Source organism: Brevundimonas sp. NIBR11 (genome assembly GCF_027912535.1).
Taxonomy (GTDB): domain Bacteria; phylum Pseudomonadota; class Alphaproteobacteria; order Caulobacterales; family Caulobacteraceae; genus Brevundimonas.
On sequence record NZ_CP115465.1, the window covers coordinates 2,574,514 to 2,601,225 of the forward strand.

The window sequence follows — 26,712 nt, forward strand, 5'->3', positions numbered from 1 at the left end:
GAGAGACCGGCCCTCCCGGGGTGTCCGTACACCCGCTGGGCGACGCTCGCGGACCCGGTCGGGGACGGAGCCTCGGCGCGAGCCGAAAAACATTTCATCGGTCCCCGTAACGCGAAAGCAGGGGGCCACCTGGTTCCGGGCGACCGCCCAGGCTCCGTCGACTTCCCCAACCCGTTCGCAGCGGAGGAGCGATGAGGCGTGTCTAGTGTTCTCTCTGCCCTCGCAGAAGGGAGAAGACCGTGCGACTCCCCCGGACATTGGGCTATGCATGACCCCATGTCTCCCCGCTCCCCCGCCTTCATGATCCTGTTCGTCGTCAGCCTGATCGCGTCGGCGGGGAACATGGGGTTGCAGTCGGTGCTGCCGAACATCGGGCGGGAGTTCCATCTCGCCGACACCCTGGTGTCCGCCGCCTTCGCCATCTCGGCCTTGATGTGGACCTTCACCTCGCCGATCTGGGCGCGTTGGTCGGACAAGATCGGACGCAAGAAGGTCATCCTGATCGGCCTTACCGGCTTCGTCGTCTCCATGACCGGCTTCGGCCTGGCCGCCACATCGGGCATCGAAGGCTGGCTGGGCGCCCTGGTCGCCTTCGGGCTGATGGCCACGGCGCGGACGGTCTACGGCGTCTTCGGCTCCGCGTCCCCCATCGCTTCCCAGGCCTATGTCGCCGACCGCACCAGCCCGGAACAGCGGACTCAGGCCATGTCTCTGCTGGCCTCGGCGCAAGGGCTAGGCACGGTCATCGGGCCGGTCGTCTCTCCCCTGTTCATCCTGCCGCTCGTGGGTCTGGCCGGACCCATGTACGCCTACGCCATCCTCGGTCTGATCGTCCTGCTGGCGGTCTGGAAACAGCTTCCCAGCGGCGATGTCGTCCGCACCCCCTCGCCCAGCGGCGACCGCGGCGACAAGGGGCTGTGGCGCGATCCGCGCGTGCGCGACTACCTGCTGTACGGCCTCTTGATCACAAGCGCTCAGGCGGTGAACATCTCGGTCCTGGGCTTCCACATCATCGACGAGATGGCGGCCACGGGTCTCCAGCCGCGACAGGCCCAGCCCTTCATCGCCGTGGCCATGTTCGCCGGCGCCGCCGCCACCCTGATGGTCCAGTGGGGGCTGATCCCTCTGCTGAAGATGCAGCCGCGCGAGCTGATGCGCTGGGGCGGCGCCCTCGCCCTCCTCGGCAATCTGATCAGCATCGGCGCGCCCGGCTATTACGGCGTGGTCGTCGGCTATGCCGTCGTCTCGATGGGCGTCGGTTTCGCCCGACCGGGCTTTACCGCCGGTTCCTCCATCGCGGTCCGTCCGCACGAACAGGGCGCCGTCGCGGGTCTGATGATGTCGCTGGCCGGCATCGGCTTCCTCGTGCCGCCCGTCGCCGGCGTCGCCCTCTACCAGATGGCCGAATGGGGCCCGTTCGCGGGCAACGCCCTGCTGCTGGCCGTGGCCACAGTCCTCGCCTTCCTCAGCCCGGTCCTGCGCTTCGATCCGACGCCGGGCGTGGAGGACAACCCGGCCCCAGACGCCCCGCCCGCCTCACAGCCGGGTCCGGAGGGCAACCGCTAGGGGCTTGTGACTTCGAGCCCGACTTGCGAGATGGACCGTATGGACTTCAAGATCGAAAAGCGCGTCGGCGTCCGCGCCACCTCCGAAAAAATCTGGGAGATCATCGCCGACCTGCCCGGCTGGGATCGCTGGAATCCGGTCGAGACCGGGGTCTCGGGAACCATCGCCTTCGGCGGGACGATCACCCTGACCGAGACCATCGAAGGTCTGCCCGCTAGGCAGTCGACCGGACGTGTCGCCGACTGGCAGCCCTATTCGCAGCTGGTCTGGACCGAGAAGCGCGGCTTCCTGTTCAACGTGATCCGCTACTACGAGATCGAGGAACTGGAGCCTGGCAGCTGCATCGTCGCCAACGGCTTCATCTTCTCGGGCTTCATGGGCGAAGGCTTTCACGAAAAGCATCGCAAGAAGCTCAAGACCGCCACCGAGGCGATCGGCGAGGCGCTCCGGGCCGCGTCCGAGGCGACCTGATTACCGCTCGGCGCCCTGTTCGGCGCGGGGCACGTCCTTGGCCGCGTTCGACTTCATCGTGTCCTGGATCTGGATGATCGCCGGCCCCAGAATGACGGTGAACAGCACCGGCAGGAAGAACAGGATCATCGGCACGGTCAGCTGGGCCGGAAGGGCCGCGGCCTTCTTCTCCGCCGCCGACAGACGCAGGTCGCGGTTTTCCTTGGCCATGGTTCGCAGCGCGGACCCCAGCGGCGTCCCGTACTGCTCGGCCTGGACCATGGCGGTGGCGACGGCGCGCACGCCCGGATGGTTGGTCCGTTTCGCCAGCCCCTCATAGGCCATGCGCCGCTCCGGCAGATAGCTGAGTTCGGCCGACAGCAGGCTGAGTTCCTCCGCCAGGGCAATGGAGTTGGTCCCGATCTCCTGGGACACCTTCACGATGGCGCTTTCGATCGACATCCCCGCCTCGACGCAGATCAGCATCAGGTCGAGCGCATCGGGAAACGCCTGCATGATCGACTGCTTGCGCTTGGCGATCACGTTCTGGATGAACATGTTGGGCGCGTAGAAGCCGCCTACGGCGCCCGCCATGACGATGGCCACCTTGACCATCAGCGGCTGGCCGAAATCGTTGACGAAGAAGATGTAGACGCCGGTCAGCAGGAACCCGATGAAGGGGGAGGCGAAGCGGAAGAAGTAGAATGTCGTCAGCGGCCGGGGGCCCCGGAAGCCGGCTTGGCTCATCTGCTCGGCGACCTTCGGGTCCTCCAGCATCTTGGTCAGGTTCAGCCGATCGACGACGGTCTTCTTGAAGCCGTCGTCGGTGTGACGCAGGCCGCCGGTCCCGGCCGCGATGGCCTGGCGGTTGCGGCGCTTCAGCTCCTCGCGCCGCTGGCCCACGGCCTTCATCCGGGTTTCCAGTTTCACGCCGGACGTGATCCCGCCCATCAGGGTCAGGATGGTGGCGAAGACCAGAACCGCGACGGCCCCGCTGATCAGGTTCACCGGGTCGACGATGGCGCGCATGATCGATTCCATGTCGCCCTCCTAGAACTTGAACGAGATCATGCGCTTCATCACGAAGATGCCGATCGCCATCCAGGTGCCGCCCACCAGAAGCATGATCTGGCCGCGGAAGTCGGTGAACATCAGCAGCATGTAGCTGGGCGTGGTGAACGACACGAGGATCATGACCACCGGCGGCATGGAGCCGATGATGCCGGCGGAGGCCACGGCTTCGGACGACAGGGCCTTGATCTTCTCGCCCATCATCCGGCGGGCGCGCAGCACGGTCGACAGGTTGCCCAGCGCTTCGGCCAGGTTGCCGCCGGTCTTCTGCTGGATGGCGATGACGATGGAGAAGAAGCGCAGCTCCGGCGTGGGCATCCGCTCGTACATCTTGTCCAGCGCCTGAGACAGGGTCAGACCGACGCCCAATCCCTCGACCAGCTTCTGGAACTCCGGGCCCAAGGGCGCGGGACTTTCCTTGGCGATGATCTTGAAGCAGTCGTGGACCGGCAGGCCGGTCTTGATGCCGCGCACGATGACGTCGACGGCGTTGGGAAATTCGGCGGCGAACTTCTTCATTCGACCAGCGGCGATGAAGCCTACAACCCAGCGCGGCAGGCCCAGACCCGCCACCAGCCCGGCGCCCAGAGCGACGAGGAGGTTCGGCCCGAACAGGAAGGCCAGCAGGAAGACGACCACCCCGGCCCCGATGCTGATGAGGGTGAAGGTCTTGATCGTCATCGACAGACCGGCGTGCTTGAGCTTGGCCGCCATGGTCATGCGGGCCTTGCGCTCCTGGCGGTCGGCCTCCTTGAGCTGAAGCTCGATGGCCTTGCGTCGCGCTTCGGGCGTATTGGCCTCGGCCTTGGCCGCCTTGGCGCGGGCATTGCGCTGGTTGGGCGTGGTGAAACCCTCGGCGCGCTTCAGCGCGGTGGCGCTGGAATCGTCGCCGCCCACGAAGGCCCAGCCCAGGCCGCCGATGGTGATGAAGGCGAGGATCGCTGCGAGGATGGGGAGCATCGCCGCCTACTCCGCCGCGTCCAGGGCTTCGGCCAGTTCGCGCTCCAGGCCGTAGTAGCGGGCGCGGTCCCAGAAGCGGGGACGGGCGATGCCTGTCGAGCGGTGACGGCCGACGATCTTGCCGTTCTCGTCCTCGCCCGTGATCTCGTAGATGAACAGGTCCTGGGTCACGATCACATCGCCTTCCAGACCCACAACCTCGGTGATGTGGGTGATGCGGCGCGAACCGTCGCGCAGGCGGGCGGCTTGGATGATCACGTCGACCGAGCCGACGATCATCTCGCGGATGGTCTTGGACGGAAGCCCGTAGCCGCCCATGGTGATCATGGACTCCATCCGGCTGATGGCTTCGCGCGGGGAGTTGGCATGCAACGTCCCCATCGAGCCGTCGTGGCCGGTGTTCATGGCCTGCAGCAGGTCGAAGGCTTCCGGTCCGCGCACCTCGCCGACGATGATCCGCTCGGGGCGCATCCGCAGGCAGTTCTTGACCAAATCCCGCATGGTGATCGTGCCCTGGCCCTCGAGGTTGGGCGGGCGGGTTTCCAGACGGACGACGTGCGGCTGCTGCAGCTGCAGTTCGGCGGCGTCCTCGCAGGTGATGACGCGCTCGGTCGGGTCGATGAAGGCGGTCAGGGTGTTCAAGAGCGTCGTCTTGCCCGAACCCGTGCCGCCCGAGATGACGATGTTGCAGCGGCAGGCGCCGATGACGCCCAGAACCCGCGCCCCTTCCGGACTGATGGAGGCGTACTCCACCAGGTTCTTCATCGTCAGCTTGTCTTTCTTGAACTTCCGGATCGTCAGGGTCGCGCCGTCGATGGCCAGAGGCGGGGCGATGACGTTGACGCGGGAGCCGTCGGGCAGACGGGCGTCGCAGATCGGGGAGCTCTCGTCCACGCGGCGGCCGACCTGGCTCACGATCCGCTGGCAGATGTTCATCAGCTGGGTGTTGTCGCGGAAGCGGACGTTGGTCAGCTGGACCTTGCCGTTCACCTCGATGAACACACGGCCGGCGCCGTTGACCATGATGTCGGCGATGTCGTCCCGACCCAGCAAGGGCTCCAGCGGGCCGTAGCCCAGGACGTCGTTGACGATGTCCTGAACCAGGTGCTCCTGCTCGGCCACCGACATGGAGACGTTCTTGATCGCCACCAGCTCGGCGACGATGTCGCGGATCTCTTCGGACGCCGCCTTCGTATCGAGCTGGGCCAGCTGGGCCAGGTCGATGGTGTTCATCAGGGCGTTGAAGATCGTCGTCTTGGTGGCGTGGTAGTAGTCGCTCTGCTCGCGCACGATCTCGGCGACGGCCTGGGCCTTCTTCAGTTGTTCGAAGCCGGCCGTGGCCTTTGGGCCGGGCCCGCTGCTGGCCGGCGGAGGCGCGGCGGCTTTCGGCCGTGCGGCCAGGGCGTCGAGACGGTCGGCGGCGGGCGAGGACGGGGCCGAGGCCGCGCGGCCCGACGTATGGGCGAAGGCGTTCTGGGGCTCGGAAGCCTCGGCGTTGAAGGCGAAAGCCTGGGTCTGCGTGCCCTGCTGGGGTTGCGACGGGAAGGACTCCTCGAAGGCCTGCGCCGGCGGCGGAGCAGGCGCAGGCCGGGGCTCGGTCGCCACGCCTCCGGGTCCGGATGTGCGTTTGCCGAACACGCCTTACGACTTCTTCTTGAACAGACCGGCGAACATCGACTTCGACTCGCCCCCCGAGGCCTTGGCGCCTCCCTTGCCGGGCGCGGCCAGCATCGGCAGTTCGCGACGCGAGACGATCTGGGCCAGGGTCGAAAAGGCCTCGGCGGCCTTGGACTTGGCCCCGGCGTCGAGGATCATCTGGCCGTTGTTGGCGGCCGCGCCGAACAGCTTGGCGTCGAAGGGGATCGACAGGCTGGGGTGGACGCCCAGGGCCGCGCCGAAATCCTTGGCCGGGATTTCCGGACGACCCGGCACGCCGACCTGATTGAGCACCAGACGCGGCGGCGCGTCGTTCGGACGGCCAGAGCGGATCAGGTCGATCATGTTCTTGGCGTTGCGCAAGGACGCCAGATCCGGCGTCGCCACCACCACGACCTCGTCGGCCGAGATCAGGGTCTTGCGCATCCACCCGGTCCAGATGTGCGGCAGGTCCAGCACCACGAAGGGCGCGGTGCCCCGGATCTGGCTGGTCACCTCCTCGAAGGCGTCGGGCGAGATGTCCCAGTCGGTGTCCAGGGTCGCGGGCGCCGCGAACAGGCTGAGCTTGTCGGTGCAGCGGACCATCATCCGGTCCAGCAGGACCGCGTCCAGACGGTCGGGCTGGCCCAGGGCCTCGGCGATGCCCGACAGCGGGTCCTGGTTGAAGTCCAGGCCCGCCGTGCCGAATGGGAGGTCGTAGTCGACGATGACCGTATTGGCGCCGATCCGCTCGGACATCGCGTAGGCGGTGTTGTGCGCGACCGACGAAGCCCCCGCTCCGCCCCGGGCGCCCACGAAGGCGATGGAGCGCCCGACGAACGGCTGGGCCGGGTCGGAGAACAGCCCGCCGATGGCCGCGATCAGCTGCAGCGGCTGTACCGGAGCGACCAGATACTCGCTGACGCCGCGCTTCATCAGTTCGCGGAACAGGATGATGTCGTTGGTCGCGCCGATGACGACGACCTTGGTGCCGGCGTCGCAGACCTCGGCCAGCCGGTCGACCTGCCACAGGAGGGTCTGCGGATCCTCCATGCACTCGACGATAATCAGGGGCGGTGTCGGTTCGTGAGCATAGGCGTCCAGCGCGCCCGGGATGCCGCCGACGCGGATCTGGGTCGTGGCGCGCGACATCCGCCGGTCCTGGCCCGCGCGCTCGGCGGCGGCCAGGGTGTCCTGACGCTCGCCGAAGACGTGGATGGCGATGCGAGGCACGGTGACCTCGACCTGCAGGCCGCTCGGCGCGAGGGCGGAAGCCGCCCCGGCGACCAGTTCGCCGACCGGATTGTAACCGGCGGGCGCTCCGCCCTGAGGCATGGGCAAGCCGCCCGGATGGGCCACGACCGCGCCGACCGGAGCCGACGGCGCCCCGGCGGGGGCTGTGAACTGCAGGGGTTCGCGCGGATTGATGTCCCCGCCCGCCATGGGCTGGGGCGCGACGGCGGCCGGCATGAAGTCCAGGTCGGCGTCGAACTCGTCGTCGAGATCGTCGAATGGGCGCGAGGCGAAGGCGTTGCTCATGTCGCGTCAGTCCACCGCATTCGAGACGCGCCCGCGATCCACGAGCGTTTCGCGCACCGCCGCCGTCTGTTCGCCCGCCCGGTAATGATCGAACACCACCGACCGCCGCGCGGCGTCCGAAGGCGTCATGGCGCGGGGCGTGACGATGTCGCGCGGGTTGGCGATCTGCGCGGCCAGGTTGGCGTTGACGGCGCAGCCGAAGTTGGCGCTGCCGGCGTTGTTTCCGGTCCGGGTCAGATTGGTCCACGACTGACCGCATTGGGGCACCACGGCGCGGACGGTCTCGAAGCCGACCAGGACAGGCGCGCGGGGATCCGGCGCAAAATAGGTCACGACCCGAACCTGAGACGGCGGTACGCCCTGGGCTTCCAGGGCGCCCTTGACGGCCCAGGCGGCGGCCGAAGAAACGGGATCGTCGCCCGACGGCGCCTCGACCGTCAGCATCGGCGCGCCCTCGACGGCGAAGCGATTAACCATGTCGCGCAAGGCCAGGGTCTGGTTTTGCGACAGACCCTCCTCGTGCACGGCCAGGGCCACCCGGTCCAGACCGGGCTCGACCTGCAGGGAGAAACGCGATGTCGGATTGATCGGAACCGGGCCGAAGCCCTCGGCCGGGGCGCCCATGCAGCCGGCCAGGCTGACGGCGGCCGTGACGGCGCCGACGAGGAAAAGGGTGCGGGTCATGCGGGGTATCATGGGCGCGCTCACTCGATCACATAGCCCACCGGCCCCTGCCAGCCGGCGGTCGGCGAGGCGGTCGGGGCGGGCGAACCGTAGGCCTGGTTCAACTGTCCGAAGAAGATGGTCTGGGCGTCGGTCGCGATCCGAAGGCCGTCGGCCGGGGTCTGCAGGCGATCGCGCGAGGTCGGGTTGACGATGAAGGGTTCGACGATGACGGCCAGCTCGGTCTCGCCCGACAGATAGTCGCGCGAACGGAACAGCTGCCCGAGGACCGGCAGGGCGCCGATGCCCGGAAGGCCGTCGATGGTCTGGCGCGTCTCTTCCTGCAGCAATCCGGCGATCATCATCGACCCGCCGGACGGAATTTCGACGGTGTTCTGCACGCGACGCACGTTCAGGCCGGCGATGCTCAGCGCGCCCGCCGTCCCCGCCCCCAGAGTAATGCCGCCAGTCTGGGTCAGCTCCGAGACCTCAACATTGATCTGCAGCGAGATCCGGCCGCCGGACAGAACCACGGGCCGGAAGGCCAGGTTCACGCCGTATGGCTTGAACTCGATCGTGACATTGCCGTCGCGGTCGCGACCCGTCGGCACGGGATATTCGCCGCCGGCGAGGAAGCTGGCGCTCTCGCCGTTGACCGAGGTCAGGTTCGGTTCGGCCAGGGTGCGGATCAAACCGACCCGCTCGAAGGCCTTGATGGTGGCGTTTCCGCGGTTCAGCCCGTCGTCGCCGACGGTCTCGCGCGCGGTGGCGGTATCCCAGTTCTCGATGTTGTAGCGATTGTTAGGGCCGTCGATCACACCGTAGCAGGTGCCGGTCACGCCGGGCGAACAGGGAATGACCAACTGCGGCTGGAAACGGGTGTCGCGGCTGATGCCGCCGGTTAGCCCGCCCAGCAGGCTTCCGTTGGTGGCGAAGTTCGCGGCTTGCCCGAGCATGAACTGGGCGTTGCCGACCCGGCCCAGCACCGCATTGGTGTCGAAGCCCAGTTGCTTGATGGCGTCGCGCTGCACCTCGACGACGCGGACCCGCAGGGTGACCTGATCGCTGTCGGCCACCGTCATCATGTTCAGCACCTTCTCGGGCGCCGAGACGAAGGCCCGCGCCACCGAGACGGCGCGTTCCGCCTCGGCCGAGGAGGTGACCAGGCCGGTCAGGACGATGCTGTCGTTGACGGCCTCGGCGTGGATCTGGGCGCCAGGCGCGACGCGGCTCAGCGTGTCCTGCAGGGCGGAGACCCCCGCATCGACGCGGATGCGCAGGGTCAGGATCTGGCGTCCGGCGGCGTCCAGGAAGACCGCGTCGGTCTCGCCCGGCGCGATGCCGATGACGGTGATGCGGCGCGGCGAATGCACATTGGCCTCGGCCACGGCCGGGTTCGACACGATCACGTCCCGCGCATCGGCGGGCAGATCGACCGAGAAGGAGGTGCCGCGCGGCAGATTGATGAGGCGCGGGCCCGAGCCGGCGGCCACCGTCTGGCGCTCCCCGCCATAGGTCTGGGCCTGAAGGGGCGCGGCCGAGCCGGCGACGACCAACCCGGCGCAGGCGAGGGACAGGATACGCTTCACGGCGGGGCTCATGGGATGCTCACCACTTCGGGCTCTCCGCCGCGGAAGACGCGAACCTGCGAGGGGCGCTGGGCTACGGGCGTGCGGGCGACCGGCCCCACCCGGCCTGACGGCCCGGCCGTGTCGGCATAGGAGCGCAGCGTCAGGGACAGGGTCCCGGCCGCCTTGGCCAGGGCCAGGGTCTCGGTGTCGTTCGGGGCGATCTCCAGGGTGGCGGTGGCGCCGACCACGGCCTGCTGGTCGTCCTCGGCGCGGGTCGACTGGTCGATGGCCAGGACCTTCACATTCTGCAGCACCAGACGGCTCGCGAATTTCGGCTGGTTCGCGTCGTCTTCGGAGCGCCGCTCCAGCTCGACGGTCACGATCACATCGACCCGGTCGCCCGGCAGGATGAAGCCCCCGGCGGCGGTCTCGGTCGAGACGGCGATCGACATGGCCCGCATGCCGGGCTCCAGATAGGCGGCCATATAGCCGCTGTCCCCGGCGCGCACGATCTTGCGGCTGACGATGGGCTCACCCGCCAGGATCGGTTCGCGCACGACCGAGCCGAGATATTCGCTCTTGGCTCCGCCGCCGGTCAGTTCCTCGGCGGCGCGGGTGACGCGGGCGACCGCGCCTTCGGGCTTGGCCTCTTCCTCGGGCTTGGCGGCCTCTTCGCCCTCGGCGGCGGCTTCGGCCTGCGGCACAGGCACCGACCCGTCGGTGATGAAGGCCGGATTGACCTCGTCGGCGGGCCAGTCCTTCCATTCCAGATCGGCGTCGGTCAGGCGCTGACCGGGGGCCAGGTCACGCGCGGCGACCAGAACCTTGGCCATCGGGCGCGCGGGTTCGGCGGCGGCGGCGACTGCTGCGGGCTCGCCCGAGGACGATCCCATGGCGCGCACGACCAGGGCCAGGCCGATGGCGGCCACGGCGGCGATGCAGATGACGGCGATACGGGCGGGCTTCATCGACGGTCTCCGGTGAGACCAAGCGCGATTCGGAACGCGGGCGGTCTACCGTTAACGACCATGGAGGGCGCGGGTTAACGCGACCCTAAACGCCGGACCGGGATCGGATTCTATCCTGCGGCGAATGTCGCCAGCAGCGCGCTGGACGGAAACGCCATCAGGGCGCCGACGCAGATGGCGATGCCGTAGGGGATGTCGCCCTTGGCCTCCAGAAGCGTGTGCAGCCACCCCGGTCCGCCGACGATGTGCGGCGCGACATCGCGACGGGCGACGATCAGCGCCAGCGACAGCAATCCTCCGAACACGGCGGTCCAGAGAATGAATTGGAAAGAGGCCGACGGCCCCAGCCACAGACAGGCCGCGGCGATCAGCTTGGCGTCTCCCCCGCCGATGACCCGCAGGGCGAACAGACCCATGCCGACCAGAAGGGCGACAAAGGCCACGGCGCCGTGCATGCCGACGGTTTCCAGCGGCAGGCCCACGGCCAGGGCGGCCGGAAAGAAACCGACGATCAGTGATCCCGACAGCCAGTTCGGGATCCGCATCGTGGTCAGGTCCGACAGGGCGGCGGCGATGACCAGGCCCGGCAGGATGCTGAGAAGAATGAGAGAGACGATGTCCATGCCCGTATCCTGCACGCGGACGCGTTAAATCCGGGTTGCCGACGATGCACCGGGCAAAAGCAAAGGGCCGGCGCGTTTCCGCGCCGGCCCCCGTTTTCAAGACCCGTGTGGGCTTAGCCGAGCTTGGCCGAGACCTTGCCGAACGTGGCCGACAGGTTGGTGCCGACCAGCTGGACGGCGCCGATGATCACGACGGCGATCAGGGCGGCGATCAGGCCATACTCGATGGCGGTGGCGCCGGACTCGTCCTTGACGAAACGCGAAACGAACTTGGTCATGATATCTTCCTTTTGAAATCTGTGAAGCGAGCTACCGATTGGCTGGGAGGCTCGGTCGCCCGCTTTCCCCCAAACGCAGGATCATAATCGCCGGGATCGGTTAAGACCGACCTAGAAGGCGTGGTTACCGCGTTGTTTACTGTAAAAACTTGCTCTGATTTCTCGCGAAGACCAGCAAGAAGGCCCGCCGACACTGGATTTGGCCATGCAGACGTCAGAACTTGTCGTGTCGCCTGTTAACCCCCGTTCACAGGTTTGAACGAAAGGCTGCTTCGTTTCTCAGACTTCAGGGTTTGTAGAGATTTCCGGTCGATCTTCGCGTCTCGCGTTCGCGCGCGCCCGTTCAGAGCAAGGATGCCCGTCATGGCCGGATCGATCGTCGCCCGCCTCCGCCCCGCCCTCGTCGCCGGCCTGTTGCTGGCCGCCGGCGCGGCCCACGCACAGACCCTCAATGTCGAGATCGACCGGTCGGCCCGCATCGGTCTGACGGGATCCGCCGCCTCGGTCATCGTCGGCAATCCGGCCATCGCCGATGTGACGGTGGTGGACGCCAACACCCTGTTCGTCACCGGCAAGGGCTATGGCGTCACCGAGGTCGCCGTCGTCGACGGCGTGGGCCGCACCATCTACCAGGGCGAGGTCGTCGTCACCGGCGGCTCGACCGGCTCGGTTCGCGTGTGGCGCGGCGCCCAGGCGACGGAGATGGCCTGCGCCGCCTCCTGCGCGCCCAGCATCCGCAACGTCCCGGCGGCCGCCACGGCCGCCGCCGCCCCGACGCCGTAGGCCTCTCCACGCCATGCGCCTGTTCTCGCTACGCCGACGCGGCCAGCCCGCTTCCGACACGCCTCGCTCGCGCAAGCGGCGCGAGGGCGCGGCCGCGGTCGAGTTCGCCATGGTCGCCACGCCCTTCTTCCTGATGATCTTCGCGGTGCTGGAGCTGGGCCTCGTCTTCCTCGTGGATTCCGTTCTGGAAAACGCCGTGGTGGAGGCCAGCCGGGTCGTGCGCACGGGTCAGGCGGACGAGAGCAACCTGAGCGCCGCCCAGTTCAAGTCCGCCCTCTGCGCCGAAATGAGCGTCTTCGCCGGCGACTGCGCCAGCCGCGCCGATGTCGACGTCCGAGTGATGCCGGAGTTCAGCGACGGCATCCCGGCCAGCCCGATCAAGAACGGCGTGCTGGACAAGAGCGACATGCAGTACGATCGCGGCGGTCCCGGCGACCTGATGCTGGTCCGCGTCTTTTACTCCCAGCCGCTGGTCACCCCCTTCATGCAGCAGGCGATGTCGCGACTGAACTCGGGCGCGGCCGTCATCTCCGTCGCCACGGCCTTCCGCAACGAACCCTATCGCGGACCGAACCCTTGACCGCCCGCCGCACCAGCCTCGGCTTCCTCCGCCGCTTTGGGCGCGACCGTTCGGGCGTGTCGGCGGTCGAGTTCGCCATGATCGCCCCGGTGCTGATCCTGATCTATTTCGGTCTGGCCGAGTTCTGTCAGGCCTATATGGCCCAGCGCCGCATGAGCCATTCGACGTCCCAGGTCGCCGACATCGTGGCCCAGTACCAGACGGTCGACGCCGCCCTGATCGACGACACCTTCGCGCTGGGAGGCCTGGTCATGTCGCCCTTTCCCGACAGCGCCCTGAACCTTCGGGTCACGGCCATCACGCGCGGGACCGACGGCGTCGCCCGCGTCACCTGGAGCCGGGGCAAGGGGATGACAAAGCTCAACGGAACGGTCGCCGTCCCCGCCGGCCTGATCGCCAACGGTGAAAGCATCATCATGAGCGAGGGGACCTACGACTATGTCTCGCCGCTCAATCAGGTCCTGCCGGGCGCCAAGCGGTTCAGCCACACCTTCTGGCTTCGGCCTCGTCTGGTGAACACCATCACCTGCACCAACTGCTAGCCGGTTAGAGCCCGCCGGATCGCCGCGATCTTGGCCTCGGTTTCGGCCAGCTCAGACGCCGGATCGCTGTCGGCCACGATTCCCGCCCCTGCCAAGGTCCGGAAAGCCCAGCCGGCGCCCTCGCGGTGAAAGCCGATGGTCCGGATCAGCACCGAGGCCGTCAGCGCCCCCTCATGTTCCAGCAGGAACAGGCTCCCGCACCACGGCCCGCGCGGCGGCTCGTGTTCGGCGATGACCCGCATGGCCTGATGCTTGGGAGCCCCTGTAATCGAGCCCGGCGGGAAGGCGGCGGCCAGCACCTCGGCGGCCCCCACGCCATCTTGCGCCTCCGCCGTCACAGTCGAGACGAGGTGGTGGACGGTGGCGAAGCTCTCAAGGGCGAACAGCTTTTCGACCCGCACCGACCCGGGCCGCGCCGCCCGCGACAGGTCGTTGCGCATCAGGTCGACGATCATCAGGTTTTCGGCCCGGTCCTTGGCGCTGGCGACCAGGTCGGCTGCGTTGGCCGCATCCACCCCTGAGTCGGCATCGCGCGGCCGGGTGCCCTTGATCGGCCGCGTCTCGATCCGCCGCCCGGCCGGATCGAAGATCAGGAACAGCTCGGGCGAATTCGAGACCAGCACCCGCTCCCCCATCCGCCAGAAGGCCCCATAGGGCGCCGCCCCCGCCGCCAGCCGCACAAAGACCTCGAACGGATCGGCGCCGGGTTTCAGCTCGCCTCTCCAGGCCCGCGCGATATTGGCCTGAAAAATCTCACCCGCCGCGATCCGCTCCACCACGTCGGCGACGGCCCGGAGATAGTCGTCCCCCGACCGCTCCGGCTCGAGTTCCGTCGCGGGCGCCTCTCCCGGGCGGGGCGTCGCCGCCTCGGCGATCCAGTCGGTAGCCCGCCCGGCGGCCTCCCCCGCCTCGACCTCGTCCGCCCCCAGCCCCAAGGCCGAGACCAGGCCCGCCTGATGATCGAACACCAGCATCGCCGGATACCGGGCGAGCGTCAGGTCGGGCCAGTCGCCGGGCGCCGCGCCTCGATCCCCCGTCGCGCCCCGCGCCCCGGCGTCATAGGTCGCCAGTCCGATCAGGAACCGGTCCATCCCGGCTTCGGCCAGGAGGGCGAAGGGCCGGTCCGCCGCCATCCGCGCGGTCACGACCCGGTCCGGCTCGCACGCGACATAGGACTGTCGCCCGTTCGCGCCCCCGTCGGACAACAGACACACCGCGCCGTCGCGGTCCGCCAGCCCGGCCGCGACCGCCAGCGGATCGATCCAGTCGAGCGTCCTGACGACCCGCGCCGTCACGCCGCCAGCCGCTCCCCAATCCGGTCGCGCAGGGCCGCATCGACCCCCAGCGCCTGTTCCAGATAGCCGTCGATCGACCCGTGCCGCGCCTCGATCGATCCGACGGCCGCCTCCAGATAGGCCGCCTCCACCCCCATGAAGGCGACTACGGCGTCGTTCGAGGCCTCGCGCCCGGTGAAGCCCTTCAGCTGCTCGGCGATGGCCGGCGCCCGCCCGACCAGATCCACCGCCGTATTGGTCAGCAGATAGTCCTCCATCAGGTCGTCATGGTGCACGCCGACCAGATGATGGGTCAGGGCCGCCAGCATCCCGGTCCGATCCTTGCCTGCCGCGCAGTGGATCAACACCGGCCGGTCCGTCTTTCCCAGCGCCTGGAAATAACGGCTGAACAGCTCGAGGTGCGCCGCGGCGAAAGGCAGGTCGCGATAGAGGTCGGTCATGAACCGCCGCCCCGAATCCGGCGTCAGGTCCGCGCTTTTCAAAAAGGTGATGTGCGGCGCCTCGCCCCGCTCGTCGAGATCGCTCTCCAGCACCTCACCGGTGAAATTCGCCGCACGCTTCGACGGCTGGCGACGGCGCTCGACCGGCCGCCTCAGGTCGACGATGACGCCGAAATCCAGCGCCGCCAGCCGCTCCAGATCGGCCTCCGATACCGAGGCCTGATGCGCCGAGCGGAACAGCCGCCCGGTCTTCAGCGCCCGTCCGGCGGCGATGTCGTACCCGCCGTAGTCGCGAAAATTGTCGAGCGCGTCGAAGGCGTGGATGCGGGAAGTCATGCCCTCCCTATAGGCCGTATCAGCGCGGCCCGACCAGCCCGGCCATGGCGTCGAGATAGGCGACAAAGGCCTTGCGCCCCGGCTCGGTCATCGACGCCTCGGTCAGAGGCTTTCGACCCACGAACCGCTTGGTGACCGAGACGAACCCCGCCTCCTCCAGCTTCCGCAGATGGACCGACAGATTGCCGTCGGTCGTCTGCAGCCTCGCCTTCAGCGTGCCGAAGTCCGCGCTCTCCACCCCCGACAGGGCGGCCATGATGCCGAGGCGGACCCGGCCGTGGATGACGTCGTCGATCCGGCCGATATCGAAATCGTCGGCCATCCTCAGCCCCGCTTCGCGGCGCGCATCAGCAGATAGCCGGGCAGCGCCATCAGCAGGAACAGGGCGGCGGCATAGGCCAGATACAGGGCCGGCTGGTCGGTCAGCAGGGCCAGCAACGGCGCAGCCACGAAGGACGCGGCCGCAAGACCGGCCAACATCTTCGAGCGCGTCATCGCCGCACTGACCGCCCAGCCTAGACCGTAGAAGACCATGATTATGGACGGAGCCAGCGACAGCAGGATCAGGCTTTCGATCCCGATCCGCGTCGCAACGACCGCGATGGAGCTGAACAGGGCGAAGATGCCCCACCCGACGGCGGACCAGGCCGCGCGGCTCGCCCGGTCGGCGGCTGTGGTGACGCCGCCCGCCTGCTTCTTGCGATAGATCAGGAAGCTCAGGGTTCCCAGGAAGACCACCACGGCCCCCAGCCACAGAATGCTGAACGCCTGTGGCGCCAGCTCGACGAGGCCGGCGGCCACGCTCCAGTGGACGATCGAGGCGACGCCGAAGATCAGGCCGGCGGCCATCAGGATGGATCCTCCGCCCATGGGGTTGGACGCCCCCTCGGCCGCGAGATTTCGGAGCCAGGCGATGTCGGCGGCGTCGTCGCGAGAATCGGTCATGTCAGGTCTTTCCGAACAGGGTCTTTGATCAGCGCGCGCGGCCGAAGGCGAGGATCGCGCCGGGGATAAGGGCGAAGGCGACCAAGCCACCGGCATAGGCAAGGTATTGCTGGGGCGTTCCAACCAGTTGCGCCACACCGGCCGCCGCGATGAACGACCCCAGGGCGAGCCCGCCCAGCCATTTCGGTCCGCCACGCGCGACGGCGACTGCGAAAGCCACTCCGTAGAAGCCAAGCCCGATCGGCGACATCCAGCGCATCAATTCCCAGTTCCCGGTCAGGCCCGATGCGGCGGCCAGCGAAAGGGCCGCTGCGATCTGGGCGGCGATGCTCCAGCGCGACCACGAGGCGGCGCGGATGGCGTGCTGCCCGCCCAGCGACCGCAGGCGTCGCACTGTGACGATGAACACCGTCACGGCGACAGGCCAGCTGAGCGCCAGCAGAGCTGGATGCAGATGCAGGGCCCCGCTCAGCACGCCCCACTGAAACAGGTTGGCGGCGCCGAAGATGGACCCGGCTGCGATGAGGTTGCGCCCTGCCGCGACCGCGAGGGTCGGCTGGCCGGACTGGGCAACGGGGGTGTCGAGGGTGGCGGCGGTCATGTTCGGGAAATCCGTGAGTGATGATCCTCACTACCGCCAATCGCTTTGCATTGTAAAGTTCTTTTTGTGAGGTGGATGCAGCGGCTGGACGGCTCAGCTACAAGACTCCATGCCCCCGACCTACCACAGCATCGCCTACGCCGGTTTCGAGGTCGCCAACCCGGTCACCCTCGCGGCCATTCAGGCGCTGGTCGCCCGAACGGCGCTGCCGCCCGGCGCCGTGGCGCTCGACATCGGGGCGGGCGCCGGCGGGGTCTCGGTGGCCTTGGCCCGCGACTTCGGCCTTCAGGTGCAAGCGATCGAACGCTACCCCGACATGGCCGACATGATCCGCGCCCGCGCCGAGGCCGCCGACGTCTCCGACCGCGTCGCCGTGGTCGCGGAGGGTTCAGCCACCGCCCTCGCGCGCCTCTCTCCCGCGGACCTGATCGTGGCCCTGGGCTCGACCGAGCCCGCCGGGCCCGGCGTCCGCTCCGCCGACGCCATCTTCGCCAAACTCGCCGACAGCCTCGCCTCGCCCGGCTGGCTTCTTTGGGGCGACCTGACCTGGAAGGGCGACCCGCCACAGCCCCTGCGTCAGGTCATCGCCGCCGCCGGCGACTACGCCACCCACGACGGCTGGCTGGCGGCCGCTCAGGCCGCAGGACTGGACGTCGTCGCCGCCGAAATCGCACCCGACGCCGACTGGGACGCCTTCTTCGGCGGCGCCGACGCCCGCGTGCGCGACTGGCTGGACGCTCACTCCGACCACCCCTCAGCCTCTTCGATTCGCCAACGCGCCGACCTGTCGAAGGCCACGTTCGACTTCGGACGGGAGTGGTTGAGCTTCGGGCTGTACCTGTTCCGCAAAGCCTGACCCTCTCCTGTCGGGAGAGGGCATGAGCGTCCAAGAGCGCAGTGACTGGAAACGCGAAAGGGTGAAGGGTCGTCCCTCACCGGCAACGCACGACTCTCACCCTTTCGGCCAAGGCGCATCGCTTCGCTCTGCGGGCCTCAAGCCCTCTCCCACCGAGAGAGGGAGAACCGATACCCATCAACGGACACCCGAATTCGCGCAATGAGTTCAACGGCCGGATCTATTTAAGCGCCTTATCTTCGACGCGCCCTCCAGCGGGGTTAGACTTCATCCAAACCCGGCTTTCGCCGGCCGCCAAGCAAAGGAGTTTCGTCCGTTTCGTCACGTTTCGTCACCACACGCGCGTCATGACGAAACGGACGAAATCACCGGAACGGCGGCTCGTCGAAGGCGCGCAGCTTCCGGGAGTGAAGGCTGGCTCCCTCCTTCCGCAGCAGGTCGATGGCCTGAATGCCGATCTGCAAATGCTCCGAAATGGAGCCCTCGTAGAAGCGGTTGGCCTGACCCGGCAGCTTGATTTCGCCGTGCAGCGGCTTGTCGGACACGCACAGCAGCGTCCCGTACGGCACCCGGAAGCGATAGCCTTGGGCCGCGATGGTCGCGCTCTCCATGTCGATGGCGACGGCTCGGCTCTGGTTGAAGCGCAGCGCCGACTTCGAATAGCGCAGCTCCCAGTTTCGGTCGTCGGTGGTCACCACCGTGCCGGTGCGGAGGCGGCGCTTGACCTCCTCGCCCGGCGCGCCGGAGACCATCTTGGCGGCGTCGTACAGCGCCCGCTGGACCTCGGCGATCGAGGGGATGGGGATGTCGGGCGGCAGGACCGCGTCCAGCACATGGTCGTCGCGCAGATAGGCGTGGGCCAGGACGTAGTCGCCGATGGTTTGGGAGGGACGCAGGCCGCCGCAGTGGCCGATCATCATCCAGGCGTGCGGCCGCGTGACGGCCAGGTGGTCGCAGATGGTCTTGGCGTTCGACGGCCCCACCCCGATGTTGACCAGGGTGATGCCGTTATGGCCCGGCGCCGTCAGGTGATAGGCGGGCATCTGGTGCTTCTTCCAGGCCGCATCCATCACCGCATCGGCGTCGGCGGTCTCCCGCGTGATCACCACCCCGCCGGCGCACGACAGGGTCTCATAGATGCTGTTCGGGTCCTTCAGCTGCTCCACCGCCCAGCGCACGAAGTCGTCGACGTAGCGGTTGTAGTTCGTGAACAGCACATAGGACTGGACGTGCTCGACCGGGGTCCCGGTGTAGTGCCGGAGCCGCGCCAGGGAGAAGTCGGTCCTGAGGCCGTCGAACTGCGACAGGGGGAAGTCCTCGCCCAGGTCGAACAGACCGTCGGAGATCTCGTCGCCGATATGGGCCAGGTCGGTCGTGGGGAAGTATCGGGCGATGGCCGCGGTCTGCGACGGGTTCAGGACCACATCGGAGCCGTCCAGCACATAGGGGAAGGGGATTTCCTGTTCGGACGGTCCGACCTCGAATGCGACATCGTAGTCCTGCTGGAGCAACGTCAGCTGCTCCAACAGATAGGGGCGATAGAGGTCCGGTCGGGTGATGGTGGTCGAATAGACGCCCTGTCTCGACATCCGGGCATAGGAGCGGATCGGCAGGTTGGTCGGCCGGTCGCCGAACCAACTGATGGTCAGCGAAGGGTAGGAAAAGAGGCCCTTGGCGCGGGCTTCGGGATCCGCCTTCTCGCCTGTGGCGAGGAAGGTCCGCACTGCTTCACGCAGGCTGGCGACGGATTGAGTGTAGAGGGCTTCGAGGCGATCCAGCGCCTCGGGCGCGCCCAGCGCCCCTGTTTTCTGTTCTGTCATGACCTCCCCTACCGGACGATCGTGACCTTGGCGAGACGGCCAAGGTTCAACACGGCTTGCATCTTGTTACGGCCCGCGCGTCAGCCCGCCCGGGCCGGCAACCCGTCTCCCGAGGTCCGGATGTTAACCAATGCTTGACGCGATGGCCCGATTCTCGAGGCCGTAGATCTTCGACGGAACCGTCCCATGTCGCACACCCGGACCCTGTGCTCCCTGATCGCTCTCGGGCTCGGTCTGTGGACGCCGGCCCAGGCCCAGGCCCAGACCGCCCCGGCCGCCCAGGCCCAGGCCCCCGCGCCGCGCGTCCCCGCCGGCGCCGAGGAGCGCGCCGCCTACAGCCGTCTCGACCCGCTGGCCCGGTCGGTCTTCTGGTCGCGCGAGGCCGAGATCAATCCCGCCGATCCGGTCGCCGGAGTGAAACTGGCCGAGGCGCTGCGCCAGCTGGGTCAGAACGATCAGGCCGCGAGCACCGCCCAGCAGGTTCTGGTGACCCAGCCTCAGAACATCGACGCCATGCTGGAACTGGGCCGTGCGCATATCGCCCGCGGCCAGGCCTTCTACGGCATTGCCGCCCTGGAACAGGCGAAGGCGCTCGCGCCCAACGACTGGCGGCCGCTGTCGCTGCTGGGCGTGGCCTACCAGCAGGTGCGCCGCGCCGACGACGCCCGCGCCGTCTGGAACGAGGCCCTTCGCCTATCGCCCGACAATGCCGAGGTGATGAACAACGCCGCCATGGCCCAGATGACCGGCGGCGATCCTGCCGGGGCCGAGACCTTGCTGCGCCGCGCCGTGGCCCAGCCGACCGCCTCGATCCAGATGCGGTTGAACCTGGCCATGGCGTTGGGGCTTCAGGGCAAGATCGGCGAGGCTGAACAGATCATCCGCCGCGACCTGCCGCCCGAGGCCGCCGAGCGCAATCTGGAATGGCTGAGGAACCAGGTTCGGCCGGCGGCGACTGCAACCGACGCCGCCTCCCCGGCCCTCGTGCGGACCTGGTCCTCGCTACAGGGCCAATAGGCTTCAGTCCGCCTTGGCGGCGGCGAGATCCAGACGGGCTCGCAGACGCTCGTCGCTCGAGACGGCGCCCGAAATCGCATTGAACCGATCCAGGGCCAGGCCAGAAGACGAGACAGCGGCGGCCATAGCGGCCTGCTGCTCGGCGGTCGGCGTCTGGCCCGCAGCCGGCCCGGCCGCGCGCACTGCGGTCATGGCGGCGGCGAACTGGGCCACCTCGGCGTCGGTCACGGAGGCGGCGACCGAGCCGGCCGGCGATTCCGGCGTAGCGAAAACGGCGAGGCGGGCCTGCAGCACTTCATCGGTCGAGACGGCGGTGGCCAAGGCGTTGAACGATGTGATGTCCATGCCGGCGGCCTGGATGGCCGAAGCCATGGCGGCCTGCTGCTCTGCGGTCGGGGCAGTGCCGTCGGTCGGGGAGGCGGCGCGGACGGCGGTCATGGCCGTGCCGAAGGCCTGAAGCTGGGCGTCGGAATATTCGGTCGCCTGGATCGCGGCGGCCAGCGGACCGGCGGCCGACGCCTGGGCGGCTCCGCCCATCAGGGCGACAGCGGAAACGGCGGCGATCAGAGTCAGGCGCATAGGGTATCCTTGGCAGACTGGAGACAAACGTGTCGGGGACGGAAAGAACGCTAACCCGGCAATCGTTCCGGTGGCAAATCACGGGACCTGACGTCCCCGTGACGCCGCCGCCTTCTCCGTTCGCCCCGCAGCGCCTATATCGGCGACCATGATCGACGACCTCTACAGCGCGCGCATTCTGACGCTTGCGGCCAACCTGCCGCACGCCGGCCGCCTGCCTTCGCCTGGGGGCACGGGCGAACGGGTCGCCAAGCTCTGCGGGTCGAAGGCGACGGTCGATGTGGTTCTGGACGCCGGCGGCCGCATCGCCGACTTCGCCCAGGACGTGAAGGCCTGCGCCCTCGGTCAGGCGGCGGCGGGCGTGATCGGCGAAGTCGTCATCGGCGCCACGACCGAGGAACTGCAATCCGCCCGCGACGCCATGCTCGCCATGCTTAAGTCCGGCGGCGAAGGTCCGGACGGCCGGTTTGAAGGCTTGCGCGCCCTGAAACAGGTCGCCGACTACCCGGCGCGACACGCCTCCACCATGGTCGCCATCGAGGCGACGCTGGACGCCGTCAGTCAGGCCATGAGCGCACGAACTAGCCTCGCCGGCGCCGCCTGATTTCAATGGCCAGCTCCGGCAGCACCCTCTTCGAACGCAGCGTCCGCGCGGCCCATCGCGGCTACAAGGTGACGCTCAGCCCCTTCTTCGGCCAGTCGTGCCGGTTTCTGCCCACCTGTTCGGACTATGGCCGCGACGCCCTGATCCAGCATGGATTGCGAAAAGGAGGGTGGCTGACCGTGCGTCGGCTCTGTAAATGCCACCCCTTCGGCGGGTCGGGATACGACCCGGTTCCGCCAGTCGAGACCAAGACCCCATGATTGAACTGAAATTCCCCGACGGGGCCGTGCGTGAATATCCGGCCGGCTCCACCGCCCGCGACGTGGCCCACGCCATCTCGCCGTCCCTGGCCAAGAAGGCCGTGCTGGCCGAGTTGAACGGGGAGCAGCGCGACCTGAACCGGGTCCTGGAGACGGGCGGGTCCTTCCGCCTGATCATGCGCGACGATCCCGAGGCGCTCTATACCATCCGCCACGACACGGCCCACGTCCTGGCCGAAGCCGTCCAGACCCTGTTCCCCGGCACCCAGGTGACGATCGGACCGGCCATCGACGACGGCTTCTATTACGACTTCTACCGGGAGACGCCGTTCTCGACCGACGACTTCGCCGCCATCGAAAAGGAGATGGGTCGGATCGTGGATCGCGACGCCAAGTTCGAACGCGAGGTCTGGGACCGCGACGAGGCCATCGTCTTCTTCGAAGCCCGGGGCGAGAAGTTCAAGGCCGAGCTGATCCGCGACCTGCCTGCCGACCAGACCATAACGCTGTATCGCCAGGGCGACTGGATCGACCTGTGCCGCGGCCCGCACTTCCCCTCTACGAAGTCGGTCGGGAAGGCGTTCAAGCTGACCAAGCTGGCGGGGGCCTACTGGCGTGGGGATTCAAACCGCGAACAGCTGCAGCGTATCTACGGCACCGCCTGGGCGACGAAGGAAGATCTGGACGCCCACCTCCAGCGTCTGGAGGAGGCCGAGAAGCGGGACCACCGCAAGGTCGGCAGGGCCATGGAGCTCTTCCACATGCAGGAAGAGGGCCGGGGGATGGTCTTCTGGCATCCCAAGGGCTGGGTCCTGTGGCGCATCCTGGAGGCCTATATGCGCCGCCGCCTCGACGCCGCCGGCTATGTCGAGGTCAAGACGCCCCAGGTGCTGGACCGGAAGTTCTGGGAACAGAGCGGTCACTGGGACAAGTACCGCCCCAACATGTTCGTCTGCGAGACGGTCGAGGGCGAGGAGCTCTCCCTCAAGCCCATGAACTGCCCCGGCCACGTCCAGATCTTCGATCAGGGTCAGCGGTCGTATCGCGAACTGCCGCTGCGCATGGCCGAGTTCGGGGCCTGCCACCGATATGAGCCGTCGGGGTCGCTGCACGGCCTGATGCGAGTGCGCGGCTTCACCCAAGATGACGCCCACATCTTCTGCCGCGAAGACCAGATCGTCGAGGAGACGGCCGAGTTCATCAAACTGGCCCGCAGCGTCCATGCCGACCTGGGCATGGAGACGGCCTACATCAGCCTGGGCACTCGGCCCGAAAATCGCGCCGGCTCGGACGAGTTCTGGGACAAGGCCGAGGCCCTGATGGCCGAGGCCGCCCGCGCCGCCGGGACCGAGCCGGTCGTCACCGAGGGCGACGGCGCCTTCTATGCTCCGAAGCTCGACTTCATCGTCAAGGACGCCATCGGCCGCGAATGGACCTGCGGGACGATCCAACTGGACTACGTCCTGCCGGAGCGGCTGAACGCCACCTATATCGCTGAGGATGGCCAGAAGCACCGCCCGGTCATGCTGCACCGGGCGATCCTGGGCAGCTTCGAGCGCTTCATCGGCATCATGATCGAGAACTACGCCGGGGCCTTCCCCCTGTGGCTGGCGCCGACCCAGGCCGTGGTGGCGACCATCACCTCCGACGCCGACGGCTATGCCGAGGAGGTGGCGGCCAAGTTCCGCGCCGCCGGCCTTCGGGTGGAGACCGACCTGCGCAACGAGAAGGTCGGCTACAAGGTGCGCGAACACTCGGTCGGCAAGGTGCCCGTCATCGCCGTCGTCGGCCGAAACGAGGCTGAGAAGGGCGAGGTGGCCATCCGTCGTCTGGGCTCGCAGGCCCAGGAGGTGGTGTCCGTCGAAGAAGCGATCCGCATCCTCACCGACGAAGCCACCCCGCCGGACCTCAAGCGCCTCAAGGCCGACTAGCGCGCGTCGAGGTCGGGGGCGGCGGACCGATCCACGCCATCGTCCTCGATCAGGGCCGAGTCCATATCGTCGCCCTCGAAGGTCCTCGTCTCCGCCGGCGCGCCGGCCTTGAACTCCGCCATCGCCGTCTGTTTGCGCGCACGCATCCGCTCGGCCAGGGCGTCCATGTCGAGGCCGGCCGCGCGGGCCTGGGCGAAGAGGCCCTCGGAGCGCTTCTCCTCTTCCTCAACGTGGTGCTCGATCATCTCGGACAGGACCTTGACCTTGGCGTCGTAGAAGGCCTCGTCCGGGCCGCCCGCCTCGATGTCGTTGATCAGGACCTTGGCCGCGTCGTGCTCGACATAGGCCTCGTCGATATCGTCGCTCTCGACGTCCGCGCCGCGGCATGCGGGATAGAAGATTTCTTCCTCGATGATCGTGTGGACCTTCAACTCCAGACAGGCCTGTTCGGCCAGGGACTGCTTCCTCGCCTTGCCGGTCGCCTTTTCGAACGATGCGAAGATGTCTTCCACCTTGCGGTGATCGGCCTTCAGCATCGCGATCGCGTCCATCTGTTCGTAGGTCTGGGCCATGGCTTCTTCCTCCAGGATTGAAACGTCAGAGCCCGAAAAGGCGTGGCGCCGCTGCCTGTTCCGACCGCCAAGCTAGGTGAGAGTCGTTCTTCTCCGTTCGCTATTGGACGTATCGCCGGCTTCAGGTCTTGATCACGCGATCGATGGAGAGGACTTGATGCTCGACCCCATCTGCGTCGATGTCAGTGACATCGACCGGTCCCGCGCCGTCTACGAGGCGCCTCTTGCGCCCCTCGACTATCGCGTCCTGACGTTTTCGCTATCGAGGCGGTCTGCCGCGCCCCAGCGTGATCAGGGCCGCTGGCCGTCGACGTTCCCCGGCGGCGAATAGCGACAGGCGAGGATCGACGTGTCGCCCCGGCTCGCGATCGCGCAGCCGACGTGAGTCGTGCCGCGCCAGATCAGCTGGGTGTAGTGGCCCACATCCACCCAGTCGCGCGTCCGGCTGACGGCCGGAAACACGCCGGGGCGATAGTCCCGCCGCTCCTCGATCCAGGCGCCGACCATGTCTTCGGGCGTGAACACCCGCCGGCCCCAGCCCATCCACAGATTTTCGCCATGCCCGTGCGGGCGTGGATCGTGGGCGAAGCGATTGCTGGCGATCAGTTCGCGGGCCCAGTCGCGCGCCTCGGATTCCAGCGCCTCGCTCCAGATGAGGGGGCGGACATTGGCGCCGGCCCGCTCGCGATTGTGGGCGATCAGGAGCCGGGTCTCGATCTCGTCGGACGGCCGGGCGTCGTCCGCCGGAACGACGGATCTCAGCGTCCTCGCCTCTTCCGAAGCCGGCTCGATCAACACCGACTGCGCCCTCGTATCGGACTGGCCCCTGACGGCGACCGGAGCCGCCAGGCCTGTCAGGAGTACGGAGGCGAGAAAGGCACGAAGGATCATCGTTGAGATATCTCCCGCGTCTGGGGCTGTTCCAAGGCGCGACAACTCTTATCTTGACGTTGACGTAAACGTCGGCTTTAGACGCTTCACGCTCGATCCGTCCTCATTGGAGACTGACTCACCATGACCGAGGCCTATATCTATGACGCCGTGCGGACGCCGCGCGGCAAGGGCAAGAAGGACGGATCGCTGCACGAGATCACCGCCCTGTCGCTGGCCACCCAGGTGCTGGAGGCCCTGCGTGATCGCAATGGGCTGGAAACCTCCAAGGTCGACGACGTCATCCTGGGCTGCGTCTCGCCGGTGGGCGAGCAGGGGTCCGACATCGCCCGCACCGCCGTGCTGAACGCCGGCTGGGCCCAGACGGTCGCGGGCGTGCAGATCAACCGCTTCTGCGCCTCGGGCCTGGAAGCCGTGAACATGGCCGCCGCCAAGGTGAAGGCCGGCGAGGCCGATTTCGCCGTCGGCGGCGGCATCGAGGCCATGAGCCGGGTGCCCATGGGCTCGGACGGCGGCGCTTGGCCGGTCGATCCGAACTCAGCCTTCCCGACCTATTTCGTTCCCCAGGGCGTCTCGGCGGACATGATCGCGTCGAAGTACGGCTTCAGCCGCGACGACGTGGACGCCTATTCAATGGAATCGCACAAGCGCGCCGCGGCCGCCTGGGCCGAGGGCCGGTTCACGGGGTCGGTCGTGCCGGTGAAGGACCAGCTGGGCCTGACCATCCTGGATCGTGACGAGACCATCCGTCCGAACACGGACATGCAGACCCTCGGCGCCTTGAATCCCTCCTTCGCCATGATGGGCGAGATGGCCTTCGACGCCGTGATCAACCAGCGCTACCCCGAGGTCGAGCGCGTCAACCACGTCCACACGCCCGGGAACTCGTCCGGCATCGTCGATGGTTCGGCCGGCGTCCTGATCGGTTCGCTGGAGGCCGGCAAGGCTCTGGGCCTCAAGCCCCGCGCCCGCATCAAGGGCGCGGCCTCGATCGGCTCGGAGCCCTCGATCATGCTGACGGGCCCCGAGTTCGTGACCCAGAAGCTGCTGAACAAGCTCGGCATGACCGTCGCCGACATCGACGTCTGGGAGCTGAACGAGGCCTTCGCCGCCGTGGTCCTGCGCTACATGCAGGCGCTGAACATCCCGCACGACAAGATCAACGTGAACGGCGGCGGCATCTCCATGGGTCACCCCCTGGGCGCCACCGGCGCCATGATCACCGGCATCGCCCTGGACGAGCTGGAACGCTCGAACAAGGAAACCGCCCTCATCACCCTGTGCATCGGCGGCGGCATGGGCACCGCCACCGTCATCGAACGCGTTTGATCCGGGA

Annotated in this window: 29 protein-coding genes; 11 read left to right on the forward strand and 18 right to left on the reverse strand. The window is 67.9% G+C overall.

Going from position 1 to position 26,712, the window contains the following annotated elements; translation table 11 throughout:
* The first annotated feature begins 276 nt into the window (after positions 1-276).
* Together O5O43_RS12990 and O5O43_RS12995 are read left to right on the forward strand one after the other, a co-directional pair.
* Positions 277-1,566, forward strand: coding sequence for an MFS transporter (locus O5O43_RS12990; protein WP_271084314.1), 1,290 nt, complete (start codon positions 277-279; stop codon positions 1,564-1,566).
* A 39-nt stretch (positions 1,567-1,605) separates the two neighbouring features.
* Positions 1,606-2,037 (forward strand): SRPBCC domain-containing protein, encoded by a 432-nt coding sequence (locus O5O43_RS12995; protein WP_271084315.1) that lies wholly within the window; start codon positions 1,606-1,608, stop codon positions 2,035-2,037.
* Here O5O43_RS12995 and O5O43_RS13000 read toward each other — a convergent pair whose 3' ends face one another.
* The 9 genes from O5O43_RS13000 to O5O43_RS13040 all read right to left on the reverse strand — a co-directional run bounded on the left by O5O43_RS13000 (position 2,038) and on the right by O5O43_RS13040 (position 11,324).
* Positions 2,038-3,057 (reverse strand): type II secretion system F family protein, encoded by a 1,020-nt coding sequence (locus O5O43_RS13000; RefSeq protein ID WP_271084316.1) that lies wholly within the window; start codon positions 3,055-3,057, stop codon positions 2,038-2,040.
* A 9-nt stretch (positions 3,058-3,066) separates the two neighbouring features.
* Positions 3,067-4,047: a type II secretion system F family protein gene (locus O5O43_RS13005; RefSeq protein WP_271084317.1), complete on the reverse strand. Its 981-nt coding sequence runs from the start codon at positions 4,045-4,047 to the stop codon at positions 3,067-3,069.
* A gap of 6 nt (positions 4,048-4,053) precedes the next feature.
* Complete coding sequence (locus tag O5O43_RS13010) at positions 4,054-5,685, reverse strand: CpaF family protein (protein ID WP_271084318.1); 1,632 nt, start codon at positions 5,683-5,685, stop codon at positions 4,054-4,056.
* Positions 5,686-5,688: 3 nt separating this feature from the next.
* Positions 5,689-7,221, reverse strand: a complete 1,533-nt coding sequence (locus O5O43_RS13015) for a CpaE family protein (RefSeq protein WP_271084319.1) — start codon at positions 7,219-7,221, stop codon at positions 5,689-5,691.
* 6 nt (positions 7,222-7,227) lie between these two features.
* The gene (locus O5O43_RS13020; protein WP_271084320.1) at positions 7,228-7,905 is read right to left on the reverse strand and encodes a CpaD family pilus assembly protein; all 678 of its coding nucleotides are present in this window, start codon (positions 7,903-7,905) and stop codon (positions 7,228-7,230) included.
* A 20-nt stretch (positions 7,906-7,925) separates the two neighbouring features.
* Entirely contained in the window at positions 7,926-9,485 is a 1,560-nt protein-coding gene (locus tag O5O43_RS13025; RefSeq protein WP_271084321.1) for a type II and III secretion system protein family protein, read from the reverse strand.
* A complete protein-coding gene (gene cpaB / locus O5O43_RS13030; RefSeq protein ID WP_271084322.1) occupies positions 9,482-10,423 on the reverse strand; it encodes a Flp pilus assembly protein CpaB in 942 nt (313 codons plus the stop codon). Before cpaB ends, O5O43_RS13025 begins: the two co-directional genes overlap by 4 nt.
* A gap of 110 nt (positions 10,424-10,533) precedes the next feature.
* A complete protein-coding gene (locus O5O43_RS13035; protein WP_271084323.1) occupies positions 10,534-11,046 on the reverse strand; it encodes a prepilin peptidase in 513 nt (170 codons plus the stop codon).
* Positions 11,047-11,159: 113 nt separating this feature from the next.
* Positions 11,160-11,324 carry a Flp family type IVb pilin gene (locus O5O43_RS13040; RefSeq protein WP_271084324.1) on the reverse strand — a complete coding sequence of 55 codons (165 nt, stop codon included), beginning with the start codon at positions 11,322-11,324 and terminating at the stop codon, positions 11,160-11,162.
* A 363-nt stretch (positions 11,325-11,687) separates the two neighbouring features.
* Between O5O43_RS13040 and O5O43_RS13045 the strand changes: the two genes are divergently transcribed.
* From O5O43_RS13045 to O5O43_RS13055, 3 genes are read left to right on the forward strand one after another with little or no spacing between them, the layout of a single operon-like run.
* Complete coding sequence (locus tag O5O43_RS13045) at positions 11,688-12,107, forward strand: pilus assembly protein N-terminal domain-containing protein (RefSeq protein WP_271084325.1); 420 nt, start codon at positions 11,688-11,690, stop codon at positions 12,105-12,107.
* A gap of 13 nt (positions 12,108-12,120) precedes the next feature.
* A complete protein-coding gene (locus O5O43_RS13050) occupies positions 12,121-12,687 on the forward strand; it encodes a TadE/TadG family type IV pilus assembly protein (RefSeq protein ID WP_271084326.1) in 567 nt (188 codons plus the stop codon).
* Positions 12,684-13,229: a TadE/TadG family type IV pilus assembly protein gene (locus tag O5O43_RS13055; protein ID WP_271084327.1), complete on the forward strand. Its 546-nt coding sequence runs from the start codon at positions 12,684-12,686 to the stop codon at positions 13,227-13,229. The genes O5O43_RS13050 and O5O43_RS13055 overlap by 4 nt, the downstream gene beginning before the upstream one ends.
* Here O5O43_RS13055 and O5O43_RS13060 read toward each other — a convergent pair.
* The 5 genes from O5O43_RS13060 to O5O43_RS13080 are packed head-to-tail and all read right to left on the reverse strand — an operon-like array spanning position 13,226 to position 16,846.
* Positions 13,226-14,524, reverse strand: a complete 1,299-nt coding sequence (locus tag O5O43_RS13060) for an anthranilate synthase component I family protein (RefSeq protein WP_271084328.1) — start codon at positions 14,522-14,524, stop codon at positions 13,226-13,228. The two genes, O5O43_RS13055 and O5O43_RS13060, sit on opposite strands and share 4 nt — an antisense overlap.
* Positions 14,521-15,300, reverse strand: a complete 780-nt coding sequence (locus tag O5O43_RS13065; RefSeq protein ID WP_271084329.1) for a tyrosine-protein phosphatase — start codon at positions 15,298-15,300, stop codon at positions 14,521-14,523. Before O5O43_RS13065 ends, O5O43_RS13060 begins: the two co-directional genes overlap by 4 nt.
* A 19-nt stretch (positions 15,301-15,319) precedes the next feature.
* Positions 15,320-15,622 carry a transcriptional regulator gene (locus O5O43_RS13070; protein ID WP_271084330.1) on the reverse strand — a complete coding sequence of 101 codons (303 nt, stop codon included), beginning with the start codon at positions 15,620-15,622 and terminating at the stop codon, positions 15,320-15,322.
* Positions 15,623-15,624: 2 nt separating this feature from the next.
* The gene (locus tag O5O43_RS13075; protein ID WP_271084331.1) at positions 15,625-16,245 is read right to left on the reverse strand and encodes a hypothetical protein; all 621 of its coding nucleotides are present in this window, start codon (positions 16,243-16,245) and stop codon (positions 15,625-15,627) included.
* A 28-nt stretch (positions 16,246-16,273) separates the two neighbouring features.
* Positions 16,274-16,846, reverse strand: coding sequence for a hypothetical protein (locus O5O43_RS13080; protein WP_271084332.1), 573 nt, complete (start codon positions 16,844-16,846; stop codon positions 16,274-16,276).
* Positions 16,847-16,955: 109 nt separating this feature from the next.
* Here O5O43_RS13080 and O5O43_RS13085 point away from each other — a divergent pair, with 109 nt between their 5' ends.
* Positions 16,956-17,702 carry a methyltransferase domain-containing protein gene (locus tag O5O43_RS13085; RefSeq protein WP_271084333.1) on the forward strand — a complete coding sequence of 249 codons (747 nt, stop codon included), beginning with the start codon at positions 16,956-16,958 and terminating at the stop codon, positions 17,700-17,702.
* 365 nt (positions 17,703-18,067) lie between these two features.
* On the opposite strand, the gene O5O43_RS13090 is transcribed toward O5O43_RS13085, so the two are convergent.
* Positions 18,068-19,522: an AMP nucleosidase gene (locus tag O5O43_RS13090; RefSeq protein ID WP_271084334.1), complete on the reverse strand. Its 1,455-nt coding sequence runs from the start codon at positions 19,520-19,522 to the stop codon at positions 18,068-18,070.
* Between the two features lie 186 nt (positions 19,523-19,708).
* Here O5O43_RS13090 and O5O43_RS13095 point away from each other — a divergent pair, with 186 nt between their 5' ends.
* Positions 19,709-20,539, forward strand: coding sequence for a tetratricopeptide repeat protein (locus O5O43_RS13095; RefSeq protein ID WP_271084335.1), 831 nt, complete (start codon positions 19,709-19,711; stop codon positions 20,537-20,539).
* Between the two features lie 3 nt (positions 20,540-20,542).
* On the opposite strand, the gene O5O43_RS13100 is transcribed toward O5O43_RS13095, so the two are convergent.
* A complete protein-coding gene (locus O5O43_RS13100) occupies positions 20,543-21,118 on the reverse strand; it encodes a hypothetical protein (RefSeq protein ID WP_271084336.1) in 576 nt (191 codons plus the stop codon).
* A gap of 148 nt (positions 21,119-21,266) precedes the next feature.
* On the opposite strand from O5O43_RS13100, the gene O5O43_RS13105 reads away from it, so the two are divergent.
* Genes O5O43_RS13105 through thrS form a run of 3 tightly spaced genes read left to right on the forward strand, consistent with a single transcriptional unit; the run spans position 21,267 to position 23,913 of the window.
* Positions 21,267-21,722 (forward strand): iron-sulfur cluster assembly scaffold protein, encoded by a 456-nt coding sequence (locus O5O43_RS13105; protein ID WP_271084337.1) that lies wholly within the window; start codon positions 21,267-21,269, stop codon positions 21,720-21,722.
* Between the two features lie 5 nt (positions 21,723-21,727).
* Positions 21,728-21,982, forward strand: coding sequence for a membrane protein insertion efficiency factor YidD (yidD, locus tag O5O43_RS13110; protein ID WP_271084338.1), 255 nt, complete (start codon positions 21,728-21,730; stop codon positions 21,980-21,982).
* Positions 21,979-23,913, forward strand: coding sequence for a threonine--tRNA ligase (gene thrS, locus O5O43_RS13115; protein ID WP_271084339.1), 1,935 nt, complete (start codon positions 21,979-21,981; stop codon positions 23,911-23,913). The genes yidD and thrS overlap by 4 nt, the downstream gene beginning before the upstream one ends.
* On the opposite strand, the gene O5O43_RS13120 is transcribed toward thrS, so the two are convergent.
* A complete protein-coding gene (locus O5O43_RS13120) occupies positions 23,910-24,485 on the reverse strand; it encodes a hemerythrin domain-containing protein (protein WP_271084340.1) in 576 nt (191 codons plus the stop codon). The two genes, thrS and O5O43_RS13120, sit on opposite strands and share 4 nt — an antisense overlap.
* Before the next feature lie 291 nt (positions 24,486-24,776).
* Positions 24,777-25,376 (reverse strand): CAP family protein, encoded by a 600-nt coding sequence (locus O5O43_RS13125; RefSeq protein ID WP_271084341.1) that lies wholly within the window; start codon positions 25,374-25,376, stop codon positions 24,777-24,779.
* Positions 25,377-25,499: 123 nt separating this feature from the next.
* On the opposite strand from O5O43_RS13125, the gene O5O43_RS13130 reads away from it, so the two are divergent.
* Entirely contained in the window at positions 25,500-26,705 is a 1,206-nt protein-coding gene (locus O5O43_RS13130; RefSeq protein ID WP_271084342.1) for an acetyl-CoA C-acetyltransferase, read from the forward strand.
* Positions 26,706-26,712: the final 7 nt, after the last annotated feature.

Excerpts from the sequence above, each read along its gene's own strand:
- O5O43_RS13125 (WP_271084341.1), bottom strand. The coding sequence starts at position 25,376 with ATGATCCTTCGTGCCTTTCTCGCCTCCGTACTCCTGACAGGCCTGGCG.
- O5O43_RS13090 (WP_271084334.1), bottom strand. The coding sequence starts at position 19,522 with ATGACAGAACAGAAAACAGGGGCGCTGGGCGCGCCCGAGGCGCTGGAT.
- O5O43_RS13120 (WP_271084340.1), bottom strand. The coding sequence starts at position 24,485 with ATGGCCCAGACCTACGAACAGATGGACGCGATCGCGATGCTGAAGGCC.
- O5O43_RS12990 (WP_271084314.1), top strand. The coding sequence starts at position 277 with ATGTCTCCCCGCTCCCCCGCCTTCATGATCCTGTTCGTCGTCAGCCTG.
- O5O43_RS13015 (WP_271084319.1), bottom strand. The coding sequence starts at position 7,221 with ATGAGCAACGCCTTCGCCTCGCGCCCATTCGACGATCTCGACGACGAG.
- O5O43_RS13000 (WP_271084316.1), bottom strand. The coding sequence starts at position 3,057 with ATGGAATCGATCATGCGCGCCATCGTCGACCCGGTGAACCTGATCAGC.
- O5O43_RS13095 (WP_271084335.1), top strand. The coding sequence starts at position 19,709 with ATGTCGCACACCCGGACCCTGTGCTCCCTGATCGCTCTCGGGCTCGGT.
- O5O43_RS13075 (WP_271084331.1), bottom strand. The coding sequence starts at position 16,245 with ATGACCGATTCTCGCGACGACGCCGCCGACATCGCCTGGCTCCGAAAT.
- O5O43_RS13105 (WP_271084337.1), top strand. The coding sequence starts at position 21,267 with ATGATCGACGACCTCTACAGCGCGCGCATTCTGACGCTTGCGGCCAAC.
- O5O43_RS13020 (WP_271084320.1), bottom strand. The coding sequence starts at position 7,905 with ATGACCCGCACCCTTTTCCTCGTCGGCGCCGTCACGGCCGCCGTCAGC.
- O5O43_RS13100 (WP_271084336.1), bottom strand. The coding sequence starts at position 21,118 with ATGCGCCTGACTCTGATCGCCGCCGTTTCCGCTGTCGCCCTGATGGGC.
- O5O43_RS13080 (WP_271084332.1), bottom strand. The coding sequence starts at position 16,846 with ATGACCGCCGCCACCCTCGACACCCCCGTTGCCCAGTCCGGCCAGCCG.
- O5O43_RS13070 (WP_271084330.1), bottom strand. The coding sequence starts at position 15,622 with ATGGCCGACGATTTCGATATCGGCCGGATCGACGACGTCATCCACGGC.
- O5O43_RS13045 (WP_271084325.1), top strand. The coding sequence starts at position 11,688 with ATGGCCGGATCGATCGTCGCCCGCCTCCGCCCCGCCCTCGTCGCCGGC.
- O5O43_RS13065 (WP_271084329.1), bottom strand. The coding sequence starts at position 15,300 with ATGACTTCCCGCATCCACGCCTTCGACGCGCTCGACAATTTTCGCGAC.
- O5O43_RS13005 (WP_271084317.1), bottom strand. The coding sequence starts at position 4,047 with ATGCTCCCCATCCTCGCAGCGATCCTCGCCTTCATCACCATCGGCGGC.
- thrS (WP_271084339.1), top strand. The coding sequence starts at position 21,979 with ATGATTGAACTGAAATTCCCCGACGGGGCCGTGCGTGAATATCCGGCC.
- O5O43_RS13085 (WP_271084333.1), top strand. The coding sequence starts at position 16,956 with ATGCCCCCGACCTACCACAGCATCGCCTACGCCGGTTTCGAGGTCGCC.
- O5O43_RS13035 (WP_271084323.1), bottom strand. The coding sequence starts at position 11,046 with ATGGACATCGTCTCTCTCATTCTTCTCAGCATCCTGCCGGGCCTGGTC.
- O5O43_RS13040 (WP_271084324.1), bottom strand. The coding sequence starts at position 11,324 with ATGACCAAGTTCGTTTCGCGTTTCGTCAAGGACGAGTCCGGCGCCACC.
- O5O43_RS13025 (WP_271084321.1), bottom strand. The coding sequence starts at position 9,485 with ATGAGCCCCGCCGTGAAGCGTATCCTGTCCCTCGCCTGCGCCGGGTTG.
- cpaB (WP_271084322.1), bottom strand. The coding sequence starts at position 10,423 with ATGAAGCCCGCCCGTATCGCCGTCATCTGCATCGCCGCCGTGGCCGCC.
- O5O43_RS13130 (WP_271084342.1), top strand. The coding sequence starts at position 25,500 with ATGACCGAGGCCTATATCTATGACGCCGTGCGGACGCCGCGCGGCAAG.
- yidD (WP_271084338.1), top strand. The coding sequence starts at position 21,728 with ATGGCCAGCTCCGGCAGCACCCTCTTCGAACGCAGCGTCCGCGCGGCC.
- O5O43_RS13050 (WP_271084326.1), top strand. The coding sequence starts at position 12,121 with ATGCGCCTGTTCTCGCTACGCCGACGCGGCCAGCCCGCTTCCGACACG.
- O5O43_RS12995 (WP_271084315.1), top strand. The coding sequence starts at position 1,606 with ATGGACTTCAAGATCGAAAAGCGCGTCGGCGTCCGCGCCACCTCCGAA.